11 protein-coding genes and 1 riboswitch are annotated in these 12,404 nt (G+C 31.3%); of the genes, 10 read left to right on the top strand and 1 reads right to left on the bottom strand.

What is annotated here, in order from left to right; genetic code table 11:
• Window positions 1–12: 12 nt before the first annotated feature.
• The 6 genes from DMR38_RS20070 to DMR38_RS20045 all read left to right on the top strand — a co-directional run bounded on the left by DMR38_RS20070 (window position 13) and on the right by DMR38_RS20045 (window position 6,231).
• Window positions 13–705, top strand: coding sequence for a tetratricopeptide repeat protein (locus tag DMR38_RS20070; protein ID WP_127723347.1), 693 nt, complete (start codon window positions 13–15; stop codon window positions 703–705).
• Window positions 706–890: 185 nt separating this feature from the next.
• A complete protein-coding gene (gene ptsP / locus DMR38_RS20065) occupies window positions 891–2,504 on the top strand; it encodes a phosphoenolpyruvate--protein phosphotransferase (RefSeq protein ID WP_127723345.1) in 1,614 nt (537 codons plus the stop codon).
• Between the two features lie 195 nt (window positions 2,505–2,699).
• Complete coding sequence (locus DMR38_RS20060) at window positions 2,700–3,458, top strand: DUF4652 domain-containing protein (RefSeq protein ID WP_127723343.1); 759 nt, start codon at window positions 2,700–2,702, stop codon at window positions 3,456–3,458.
• Window positions 3,451–4,683, top strand: coding sequence for a tetratricopeptide repeat protein (locus tag DMR38_RS20055; RefSeq protein ID WP_127723341.1), 1,233 nt, complete (start codon window positions 3,451–3,453; stop codon window positions 4,681–4,683). The genes DMR38_RS20060 and DMR38_RS20055 overlap by 8 nt, the downstream gene beginning before the upstream one ends.
• Before the next feature lie 111 nt (window positions 4,684–4,794).
• Window positions 4,795–5,112 (top strand): thioredoxin, encoded by a 318-nt coding sequence (gene trxA / locus DMR38_RS20050; RefSeq protein WP_127723339.1) that lies wholly within the window; start codon window positions 4,795–4,797, stop codon window positions 5,110–5,112.
• A gap of 261 nt (window positions 5,113–5,373) precedes the next feature.
• Complete coding sequence (locus DMR38_RS20045) at window positions 5,374–6,231, top strand: NAD(P)/FAD-dependent oxidoreductase (RefSeq protein WP_127723337.1); 858 nt, start codon at window positions 5,374–5,376, stop codon at window positions 6,229–6,231.
• A gap of 44 nt (window positions 6,232–6,275) precedes the next feature.
• Here the strand turns inward: DMR38_RS20045 and DMR38_RS20040 are convergent, their stop codons facing one another.
• Entirely contained in the window at window positions 6,276–6,800 is a 525-nt protein-coding gene (locus tag DMR38_RS20040) for a cell wall hydrolase (protein ID WP_127723335.1), read from the bottom strand.
• A gap of 2 nt (window positions 6,801–6,802) precedes the next feature.
• Window positions 6,803–6,930: riboswitch (cyclic di-AMP (ydaO/yuaA leader) on the bottom strand.
• A 134-nt stretch (window positions 6,931–7,064) separates the two neighbouring features.
• On the opposite strand from DMR38_RS20040, the gene cdaA reads away from it, so the two are divergent.
• The 4 genes from cdaA (at window position 7,065) to glmM (ending at window position 12,306) form a co-directional block, all read left to right on the top strand.
• Complete coding sequence (gene cdaA, locus DMR38_RS20035) at window positions 7,065–7,916, top strand: diadenylate cyclase CdaA (protein ID WP_127723333.1); 852 nt, start codon at window positions 7,065–7,067, stop codon at window positions 7,914–7,916.
• Entirely contained in the window at window positions 7,883–9,139 is a 1,257-nt protein-coding gene (locus tag DMR38_RS20030) for a CdaR family protein (protein WP_127723331.1), read from the top strand. The genes cdaA and DMR38_RS20030 overlap by 34 nt, the downstream gene beginning before the upstream one ends.
• Window positions 9,129–10,727 (top strand): FAD-dependent protein, encoded by a 1,599-nt coding sequence (locus DMR38_RS20025; RefSeq protein ID WP_127723329.1) that lies wholly within the window; start codon window positions 9,129–9,131, stop codon window positions 10,725–10,727. Before DMR38_RS20030 ends, DMR38_RS20025 begins: the two co-directional genes overlap by 11 nt.
• A gap of 229 nt (window positions 10,728–10,956) precedes the next feature.
• Window positions 10,957–12,306: a phosphoglucosamine mutase gene (glmM, locus tag DMR38_RS20020; protein ID WP_127723327.1), complete on the top strand. Its 1,350-nt coding sequence runs from the start codon at window positions 10,957–10,959 to the stop codon at window positions 12,304–12,306.
• The last annotated feature ends 98 nt before the right edge of the window (window positions 12,307–12,404 follow it).

The raw sequence follows: 12,404 nt of genomic DNA, 5'->3' as shown, positions 1-12,404 counted from the left end.
GGGGAGAAGTAAATGGCTCTTAAAAATAGAAAAAGAATAAGTTCCAGATTATTTGGGAAATTTTCTTTAAAGACTAAAGTCGTAATATTTTGTGTTCTTTGTATATTTTCCATAGCCCTTATAGGAAAAGACATCTATATGGATAAAAGGAATGAAAACGTTATACAAAAATCTAATAATATAACAGAAAATTCAGTTATAAAACCTGCAGACGGGAAAAAGGATGAAGATAAAAAATATGATGAAGCACAAAAGCTTTTTAGTAATAAAAAGTATTCTGATGCTATTGCCAAAGCAGATGAAATTATAAATAAGGATAAGGAATTTTATAAGGCCTATAATATAAAGGGTATAGCATTATGTTACAGTAATAACTATGAAGAAGGTATGAAAAATATAGATAAGGCACTTGAAATTAATCCTAATTTTGGATACGCTAGGTTCAATAAAGCCTTAGCTTATGAACTTTATGCCAAATATGATGATGCACTTAATTGGTATGATAAAGATTTAGAGATAGAAAATTATATTTGGAGTTATTATGGAAAGGCTAGTATATATGGCAGACGGGGAGACGTTGAAAATACGGTTAAATTTTTAAAGATAGCCGTAGATATGTCACCAGATATTAAGTCTATTGCTAGAGAAGAGAAGGATTTTGATCCTGTAAAAGATTCAAGTCAATTTCAGGATTTAATTAAATAGATACTATTTATGCATAACTTAGACAGTTATTTTCCAAATTGTAATATTTTATATTGAAATGATTAATTTATAGTACATATATTTAAAAATTTTTGAATATGAGATATAATTATGTAAAAAATAAATATTTATAGAAACATTTATATATAACTTTGTATAAATATACAGTTTTAGGAGGAAAATAAATGAAAAAAGGTATATCGGCTTCTAAAGGTTATGCAATAGGAAAAGTAGTTGTAAAAAGGAAAACTGAAATAAGTATAGAAAGAAAGCATATAGATGATGTAATACAAGAAAAGGAAAGATTTCAAAAAGCTCTTGAATTATCAAAAAGTCAATTAGAGAAAATTAAGGCAAAAGCTGAAAAAGAAGTAGGAAAAGATAAGGCAGAAGTATTTGAAAGTCATATCATGCTTTTAGATGATGTAGAATTTGCAGGTGCAGTGACAGTAAAGATAGTAAATGATCGTGTGAATGCAGAGAGTGCACTTTATGATATAGTAGATTTGTATATGAAAACTTTTCAGGCTATGGAAGATGAGTATATGAGAGAACGTGGAGCAGATATAAAAGATGTAGGTAGTAGAATACTTGCAAATCTTACAGGAAACAACTCCTCTATAATTGACATGGAAAACAATACGGTAGTTGTAGCTCATGACTTAACTCCTTCAGATACAGCACAGCTGGATAAGAGCAAAGTAATAGCCTTTGTTACAGATATTGGAGGAAGAACTTCCCATAGTGCAATTATGGCTAGAACTCTTGAGATACCAGCAGTAGTTGGACTAAACGATATAACAGATTCAGTTAAAAATGGAGATTTTATTATAGTAGATGGAGTAAAAGGTGAAGTTATAATAAACCCAGATAAAGATACTTTAGATGCTTATAAGATAAAAAAAGAAAATTATAATAAAGAAAAAGAAAAACTTAAAGCTCTAATAGATGTAGAAGTATTTACGAAATATGGAAAGAAAGTAGAAGTTTTTGGGAACATAGGTAAGCCAGAAGACGTAGATCAGGTGCTAAAAAATGGCGGTGAGGGCATAGGACTTTTTAGAACTGAGTTTTTATATATGGATAGGGAAAGTATGCCTGGAGAAGAGGAACAATTTAATGCTTATAAAACTGTAGTGGAGAAAATGGGTAAAAGGCCTGTAATTATAAGAACTTTAGATATAGGTGGAGATAAAAAGCTTTCCTATTTACCTGTACCTGAGGAAATGAATCCTTTCTTAGGGTACAGAGCTATAAGGCTTTGTTTGGACAGAACGGATATATTTAAAGTTCAGCTAAGAGCTCTTTTGAGGGCATCTGTTTTTGGAAATTTAAGAATAATGTTTCCAATGATAAGTTCTTTGGAAGAATTTTTAAAGGCTAAGGAAATATTAAAAGAGTGTATGGATGAACTTGCTAAAGAGGGAAAGAGTTTTAATAAAGATTTACAAACAGGAATAATGGTAGAAATACCTGCAGCGGCAGTAAATTCAGATGAACTTGCAAAGTATGTGGACTTTTTCAGTATTGGAACTAATGATTTAATACAATATACTTTAGCGGCAGATAGGATGAATGAAAAAGTAGCGTATCTCTACAATCCAATGCATCCAGCAGTTTTGAAACTTATAAAAATGACTATAGAGGCTGCACATAAGCAGGGAAAAATATGTGGAATGTGCGGAGAAATGGCTGGAGATGAAAATGCCGTTGAAACTTTAGTAGAATACGGATTGGATGAATTCTCTATGAGTGCTTCCTCTATATTAAAAGCAAAAGAACTTATAATGAAAAAGTAATATTAAAAACTACTGGTAGAATAGCATACCAGTAGTTTTTAGCATAGAATTATTATGGTATAATTTAATTAAATATTAAGTCAGTATGATAAAAAATAGGCTAGTATACTGACTGGTTATTAATTTGAAAATGACTAAGACTGCATAGCCCGAAAAATAACAATATAATTTTATACAAGGAGGAATATATTATACATGAAAAATAATAGATTGAGTTTTATAATGTGTTCATTATTAGTTATTTTTACTTTAGGACTTACAGCCTGTTTTGACAGCAAAGGCAATTCTACTTCCACTCAAAGTAGCGGTAGTACTAATAGTAAAAAAATAGACTCAACCAATGCAAATAATAATAAGGAAACTCAAAAACCAAAGGAGGAAATGAAAACTTCTTCTACTGCTGTTAAAAGTTCAAGCGGAATAAAATTTATAAAGAAAGAAATGGATGATAATTCTACAGTTAACTTTAATACTCCTTGGAAAAGTAACACAAGCGGAAGCTACAATGCTTGTATAGAGGGGAAAGGCAATGAAGCTTTAGAAGAAGGTACAGGGAAAATAATCATAAAAGGTCCTCAGAAAGTTTATAATTTTCAAATTGAAAACAACGCTAAATTATCTCCGAAATACTTGGAATGGGCTGATGATAAAAATTTATTGGTGGTTATAGGATATTCAAGTGGATCCATTTCAAAAGGTGGAGACCTTTATATGCTAAATGTAGATACAGGGGATAATGAAATCTTAATAAAGATGCCAAGTAAAAAGCAACAGATAATGTCTGCAGAGAAAAATGGAAATATTGTAAACTTAAAAGTCAATGTATATGAAGATGATGTATATAATAAATGTCATGTAGAAGATTGGACTATAAATTCTTTTAGCACAAATTCAAATAATAAGATGGAAGTTAAAAATTCTAATGGGAAAGTGGTATATACGATAAATGGATAAGTCTCAGAAAATATACAATAAGGCTCTAAAAAAATATAATGATGGGTATATAGATAAAGCAATAGAACTTTGTGAAGAAAGTATATCTTTAAATATAAAAAATAGGGCATCTATTAATCTTAAGGGACTTTTATTTTATCTTAAGGGTGATTTAGACAAAGCTCAAAAACTTTGGAAGATGAACCATCAAGTTAATGGAGATGGGGTTTCAGAAAAATATCTCGGTTCTTTAAAGGAAGATGATGTTCGATTCAGTTTGTATGTAAAGGCTTTAAGGTTAATTAGAGAATTAAAAATAAATGAAGCACTTAAGTTACTTAAGCAGTGTGCTGAAAGTGATTTTAATTATATTAAAGTAAATAATTATAGTGCCCTTTGTTATATAAAAAAGGGAGAGTATAAAAATGCACTGGAAAAATTAAATAATGTATTAAAAGTTGATGTAAACAATGATGAAGCTAAAAAGACCATGAAGATGCTTGAAGATTTAAATATAGTAAAGAAAAAGTTCCCACTTAAAAAGGTAGCTTTTATTTCAGCAAGTGTAATATGTTCGGTAATTTTAATTGTGTTGATTTTTAATGGTGTCAAAAATAAAAATTTGCTTAATAAAAATTTGGCAAAAGTAAAAACTTCTACTGTTAAAAATAGTGGACAAAAGGTTTCAGATGTAAGCAATAAGGCTAAACCGAAAGTTGAAACTATTAAAGAAGTTTTTCCACAGGAAAAATTTAAAGGTTATATACAAAATAAAGATTATGATTCTATATACATAGAGGTTAAAAAGTGGAAAGATAAACAATTAAGTGCTGATGAAGGAGCACTTCTTTCAGAAGGTACCAATCTCTTAAAGGAAGAAGGTTCTGCTTATTTTTATAAGTTAGGAACTAATTATTTAAATAGTAAAGATTATAATAATGCCAAAGCTTATCTCACAAAAGCTTACGAGTTTGGAAGTGAAAATTATCTTTATGCTGACATAGTATATATGCTTGCCACAACTTTAGATTCATCAGGAGATACAAAAAATGCTATAAATTATTATATTCAATATGATAAAAGCTTTTCTAATGGGGATTATGAAGAAACTGTACTGTATAGGCTTGCCATTATATATAAAGATAGAGATAAGTCACAAGCAAAAAAATATGCTCAAGTATTGGTAGATAAGTATCCTAATTCTATTTACAATAATTCTATAATAAGTAATTTGATAAATGACTAAAACTTTTGTTTTTTTATTAAATTTACGGATTAAAAACATTGACCTAGTAGATAATATATTATAAAATATAATTAAAAATAATACCCCTATGGGGTATAAGGAGGGCAAATAATGGTAGAGGAAATAAAAGATCAAAATTTTTCACAATCAATTGAAAATGCACCTACTCCTGTAGTTGTAGATTTCTGGGCTTCATGGTGTGGACCATGTAAAATGCTTTCTCCTGTAATAGAAGAAGTTTCAGATGAGTTGTCGGGAAAAGCAAAATTCTTTAAGTTAAATGTAGATGAGAATCCTGTTACAGCAGCGCAATTTAAAATTGCAAGTATTCCAACTGTAATGGTATTTAAAGATGGAAATATGGTAGATAAATTTGTTGGATTCAGACCAAAAGATGCAATAAAAGATGCTTTGAAAAAACATATATAGTTTAAATTCTGTTTAGGCATTTTCAAAGAAATAACTAGTCAGTATGCTAGCCTATTTTTTATCATACTGCGTTGGTAGAACCCTTAGATAGGATTCACTATCTGCGGAACCTGCCTCCTTGTCTGATAAAAAATATTCGTCGCATCTTTGACTTGTTATTTTCTTTCAAATGCCTTATTTCTTAAAATGACAAATTGACAATTTAGTTGATTTGTCATTTTAACTATGAAATTAGAAAATAAAAACTGGAGGTGATAGTATATGGATACTAGATATGATATTGCTATAGTAGGCAGCGGTCCTGCGGGACTGTCAGCAGCAATTAATGCAAAAATAAGAAATAAGAATATAATTGTTTTTGGAAGCAGTGAGCTCAGTGGTAAATTGATAAAAGCACCTAAAATAGATAATTACCTGGGGTTTCCTGGTATAACAGGAGTACAGTTAAAACATAGATTTCAGCAGCACGTAACAAACATGGGGATAAATATAACTTATGAAAGAATAAATACTATATATGCTATGGGACAATATTTTGGCGTTGCTGTAAATGAAAAAATGTATGAAGCAAGTGCAGTTATATTGGCAACTGGCATTGAATATACAAAACCATTAAAAGGAGAAGAAGAATTCCTTGGCAAGGGAGTTGGATATTGTGCTACCTGTGACGCACCCCTTTATAAAGGAAAGATCGTTACTATAATAGGGTATAATAAAGAAGCTGAAGCAGAAGCCAATTATGTAAATGAACTTGCTAAAAAAATATACTATATACCAATGTATAAAGAAAGCTTAGACTTAAATGAAAATATAGAAATAGTAAGAGATAAGGTCGTAGAGATATCTGGAGGAAATAAAGTAGAAAAGGTAATTTTGAAAAGCAAGGAAATAGTTACAGATGGAGTGTTTGTTTTAAAGGATAGCATAGCACCAGATAAATTGGTGCCGGGACTTATTATGGAAAATGGACACATAAAAGTAGATATGAATATGAAGACAAATATTGAAGGTTGTTTTGCAGCAGGAGATTGTGTGGGGAAACCTTATCAGTATATGAAAGCCGCAGGACAGGGACAGGTAGCAGCATTAAATGCTGTTTCTTATATTGACAAAAATTAATTAAAAAAGCCACCTCATCTTTAAAAAAAGATGAGGTGGCTTTTTTAGTTAGCTACAAAAAATACATGATGCCCTATAGTTTTCATATTTCTTTTATCTATGTTTTTCATCCATTGAGATGTGGCTATTTGGGGATTATAAAAGAAAATGGATTTACCTGAAGGATCTATACCCTTTAGAGCCTGAGAAACTGCACTATAACTACTTTCATTTGGAGATACATTTACAGTACCGTTTTTGACGCAGGAAAAAGCACCCCTTTGTTTTATAACGCCTTCTACTGTCTTTGGAAACTCAGGGTATTTTAATCTGTTTAGTATTACGGAAGCTACTGCTACCTGGCCTTCAAAAGGTTCTGAATTGCTCTCAGCATAAACAACTTTGGCCATTAAATCAACATCATTCTGAGTTATATATATCTTTTGATCAGAACAATTAAATACTTGCACGACTTCTTCCTGTCCGTTAAATGAATCGGAACTGGCACTGGTAAAATTCTTTGCAGTTACGTTAGAAAAAGGAATAAGTAACAGCAAAGAAAAAAGTATTAAACAAAAAATTTTTTTCAATCTAATCCTCTCCTTATTACCGACGGGGTTAGCTGACGGGTTCGGTAAAGGCATAACCTACGTAAATACGATTCACCCCAATGTTACTGGTTTCCCCGCGTTTTTAGTAAAACTTAGGCTAATGATATTGTACCCATATAAAAAAATAAAATACGATAAAAATGCATTTTATTAAAATTTTATAAAATAATTTATTACGTGATATAAACAATATCAAATAGTGTATAATTTAAATATATATTTATTGACAGGGTGGTGAGATGGGTGGAATTATTGCAAATGACAGCTAATTCAATAAGGAATATAAGTGTATCCTCCGTTATGGATATATTAGTAGTATCATATATACTCTATAAGGGATATATGCTTATAAAAGAAACTAGAGCTGAACAGCTTTTAAAGGGAATTATACTAATAATATTTCTTATACCGATAAGCAGCTTTTTCAATTTAACTATGCTCAATTGGATACTTACCAAGACTTTGACCATAGGTGTCCTTTCTATTGTTATTATATTTCAACCGGAAATTCGTCGGGCATTGGAACAGTTAGGAAGAACCGCTTTTAATGATAAGCACATTTTAGAGGATGAAGAGACTATGGAAAAGGTTATAACAGAAATTGCAAATTCAGTAGGGAATTTATCTGAAAGCAAAACAGGGGCACTCATTGTAATAGAACAAGTTACTGGACTTGGAGATATAATAAATACTGGGACTAAGATAGATGCTTTGGTATCATCTGCACTTCTAGAAAATATATTTGTAGTAAATACTCCACTGCATGATGGGGCAGCTGTAATAAGAAATAATAGAATAGTTTCAGCAGGATGTTTTTTGCCGCTTACTAGTAATAACGATTTAAACAAAAAGTTAGGTACAAGACATAGGGCTGCAATTGGTATATCAGAGAATTCTGATGCACTTATCATAGTGGTTTCAGAAGAGACTGGTACTATCTCTCTTGCCATGAATGGAAAGATTACAAGAAATTATACAAAGGATAGGTTGAAAAAAGTTCTTATAAATATAATGAAAAATAGGTTTCAGAAAAAGGATACATGGAGAGAGAGGGTGATTGGGTGGAAAGAAAAAATAAAAGGAACCAAATCCTAGTAAAAATATGCTGTGTAATAGCATCATTTATTCTATGGCTGTACATATTCAATGTAGAAGATCCTATGAGGGAAAGAAAGATTGTGGTACCTGTTACCATAGTGAATAAAGATGCGCTTGCTCAATCAAAACTTGTACAGGTAGATAATCAGCCTGCTAGTATATCTCTTTTAATAAAGGGTAATGCCTCCAATGTATACTCGGTAAAACCATCAGACTTTAAATTACAATCAGATTTAAATGCCTATGTTATGAAAAAAGGGGAAAATAATATACCTGTAGAGATAAAGAAAAGTCCTGATAGCATAAGTATACTAAATAATGAAAATTTATGGATAAAAGTACAACTTGATGAATTAAAACAGAAAAATGTGCCTGTAAGAATAGGAGTATTAGGTAAACCCAAAGAAGGATATTATGCACTAGATCCTGTCTTAAGTACAGACAAAGTGGAAATAAGCGGAGCGCAAGATGCGGTAAATAGTGTAAAGTATGCTGCAGCGGCATGTGATGTGAAATATGCTACAAATGATGTAAATACATTTGTTAAGCTTCAGGCTCAGGACTCATTTGGAAATGTGGTAAAGGATGTTACAATAAATCCATCTCCTATTAAAGTTACTGTACCAATAGGAAAAGTAAAGACTGTACCTGTAAACGTAAAAATTCAAGGAAATATGGGAAATGGATCAGTGCCTAATTCAATAGTAAGCAATCCAGATAAAGTAGATGTATCTGGAGATGAAGATGTAATAAAGAAAATAAGTAGTTTAGATACAGAGCCAGTTGACTTAAGTAAAATTGGTAGTTCAGGTAGTATAGAAGTTAAGCTAGTAGTACCTAAAGGGGTAAAATTAGTTAATAACTCAGGTAAGGTAGAATTAAATATAAATATAAACAATGATGCGGCAGCTTCTTCCGATAAAAGTGGTCAAAAAACAATAAACCTTAATATACAGGTTAGAAATTTAAATACCGGGTATACGGCTAGCTTAGGCAGCAACAGTGTATCTGCAGTATTTAATGGACCTACTAATAATATAAATAGTCTAAATCGAAATAATATAAGTTGTTTTGTGGATGCAAGTTCTCTCTCAGAAGGCACTCATACGGTAAATGTAGTTGTATCTATGCCTCAGGGGGTATCTTTGGTATCACAAGACCCACAAAAAATTAGCATAGAAATTAAGAAAAAAACGTCGGAGGTACAAAATGGCAATTAGGATAAATAATTTAAGCATAAACATAGATGAAAGTATAGAAGAATTAAAAAATAAAGCTGCAAAAAAGCTTAAAATAAATGAGAAAGATATTAAAGATTTTAAAATACTTCGAGAGTCTCTGGATGCCAGAAGAAAAAACAATATAAGGTTTAACTATTCTGTTGAATTAACCTGTGATGGAGAAAGAAAAATTGTATCAAAAATCAGAGATGGGAATATAAAGATAGAAGAAGAGGTAGCAGAAGAAAAATTAGTTTCAGGTACAAAAAAAATGAAATATCGACCTATAGTTGTTGGCATGGGACCTGCAGGTATGTTTGCGGGCCTCTTGCTAGCGGAAAATGGTTATAGGCCGATTGTAATAGAACGGGGACAAAAAGTTGAAGATAGAACAAAAACTGTAGATGAGTTCTGGAAAAGTGGAAAGTTAAATTTAGAATCCAATATACAGTTTGGAGAAGGTGGGGCAGGGACATTTTCAGATGGAAAATTAACTACTAGGATAAAAGATGAGAGATGTCAATTTATATTGAAAGCTTTTGTAAAATATGGAGCTCCAGAAGAGATTATTCATAATGGAAAGCCCCATTTGGGAACGGATAATTTGAAAATAATCGTAAAAAATATAAGAAATAGAATACTTGAATTAGGCGGAGATATACTATTTGATAGTAAATTGGATAATTTAATAATAGAGCATAAAAAATTAAAGGCAGTATTAGTAAATGGAAATGAGATAGGCTGCGACAATTTAATATTGGCTATAGGGCATAGTGCAAGAGACACCTATGAAATGATATTAAGAAAAGATGTTGTAGTAGAACCTAAGGCATTTGCTATAGGAGTTAGAGTAGAACATTCCCAGCATATGATAAATGTAAATCAATATGGGAAATTCGCAGATCATCCTAAATTAAAAGCTGCAGATTATAGGCTAGCTTATAATAGTAAAGATGGAAGAGGAGTCTACAGTTTTTGTATGTGCCCCGGAGGGGAAGTAATTGCGGCAGCTTCAGAGGAAAATAGGCTCGTAACAAATGGAATGAGTTACTATAAAAGAGACTTTGAAAATGCAAATTCTGCAGTAGTTGTAACTGTGGGAGAAAAGGATTTTGAAGGAAATTCCCCTCTAAAAGGAATGGAATTTCAGAGGCATTATGAAAATTTGGCTTATAAATTAGGAGGAGGTAATTATGCTGCTCCAGTACAGTTAATTAAAGACTTTTTAAATGACACGGTTTCAAATAAAGCTGGAGAAGTAAAACCTACTTACAAGCCCGGATATGAATTTAGAGATCTTAGAAAGTGTTTGCCATCCGCTGTTTCATCTGCATTAAAAGAGGGATTTATTGATTTTGAAAAAAAGATAAAAGGATTTTCTGAAGGAAATGGTGTAATGACAGCCATTGAAAGTAGAACTTCATCTCCAATAAGAATGATGAGAAACAGTAACTTTGAGAGTATATCTTTAGAAGGATTATATCCTTGTGGAGAAGGTGCAGGTTTTGCAGGAGGTATAATATCAGCGGCAGTAGATGGATTAAAAACTGCAGAGAGTATAATACAAAAATACAGTCCACTTTTATAAATATAATTAAAAATTAATAGTTATGGAGGATTTTCTTTCATTTAAATATTAAAGAAAATCTTCATTACAGGTGTTTAAATTTAGCTTGCTAAAAATTGCGTTGTGGAAAAATTTTTAATGTAATATAATAAAAGATGAATATCTTTAAAGTAAGAGAGGAACACCGATTTTAGATTTAGTGTGATAACCTATAGAAAAATTAACTTTTAATAAGAGAGGTATTAATAATATGCAGAGAATGTTTGGAACTGATGGAGTAAGAGGAATTGCAAACAAGGAGTTAACTGCAGAACTAGCATATAAATTAGGACGGGCAGGAGCATATGTGCTTACAGAAACGGCACATAAACCCAAGATATTAGTTGGAATGGATACAAGAATATCTGGAGATATGCTAGAAAGTGCCCTGGTTTCGGGTATACTTTCTGTAGGAGCAGAAGCTGTTTGTGTAGGGGTAATACCAACTCCAGCAGTTGCTTATTTGACTAGAAAATACAAAATGGATGCAGGAGTAGTTATATCTGCTTCCCATAACCCTGTAGAATATAATGGAATAAAATTTTTTAACAGTGAAGGATATAAGCTTTCAGATGAATTAGAAGATAGGATACAGGAAGTAATTGAAAGCAATTTTAAAGATGTATCTATGCCTATTGGAGCTGAAATTGGAAGAAAAGTAGTGGAAACGGGAGAAGCACTAAAAGACTATGTAGAATTTGCAAAATCCACTATAGATATAGATTTGAAGGGCTTAAAAGTAGTTTTAGATTGTGCAAATGGAGCATCTTATGTAACCTCTGTAAAAGCTTTTGAGGAATTGGGAGCGGAAGTGAAAGTTATAAATAATGATCCTGATGGAATAAATATAAATAGAAAATGTGGTTCAACTCACCCTGAAGAACTTATGCAAACTGTAGTAAAAGAAGGTTATGATTTAGGACTTGCTTTTGATGGAGATGCAGATAGATGTCTTGCAGTGGATGAAAAGGGAAATCTCATAAATGGAGATTTTATAATGGCTATAATAGGAAAGCATTTAAAAGATGAAGGAAAACTTTATAAAAATGTGGTAGTAGTTACTGTAATGAGTAATCTTGGACTTGATATAGCACTCAAAAAAGAGCAAATGAGTACTGTAAAGACTAAAGTTGGAGACAGGTATGTGCTTGAAGAGATGAAAAAACAAGGCTATAAATTAGGTGGAGAACAGTCAGGCCATATAATTATGCTGGATTATAATACTACAGGAGATGGACTTGTAACAGCACTGCAAATAGCTTCTATAGTAAAAAAGACTGGAAAGAAGTTATCTGAATGTGCTTCTATGATGAAAAATTTACCTCAAGTACTTGCAAATGCTAATGTTCCAAATGATAAAAAGAATATATATGCAGAAGATGAAGAAATAATATCTGAGATAAAGAAAATAGAAGAAAAATTAGATGGTTGTGGAAGAGTGCTTATAAGACCTTCGGGAACGGAACCATTAGTAAGAGTCATGTTGGAAGGTCAAAATCAAAGTGAAATAGATAAAATTGCGCATAAATTGGCTGAACTTATTGAATCAAAAGTGAATTAAAAATATAAAAGAGTACTGTAATTGAATTTAAAAGTGTATTTTACTTGTAAAAATTAAATGTTTTAAATATATTAAAAATTGGACACTCTAATAATTAA

This window comes from Clostridium sp. AWRP (assembly GCF_004006395.2).
In the GTDB taxonomy this organism is placed as follows: domain Bacteria; phylum Bacillota; class Clostridia; order Clostridiales; family Clostridiaceae; genus Clostridium_B.
Note: the sequence above shows the minus strand (reverse complement) of the source record. Positions and strands in the feature narration are given on the sequence as shown.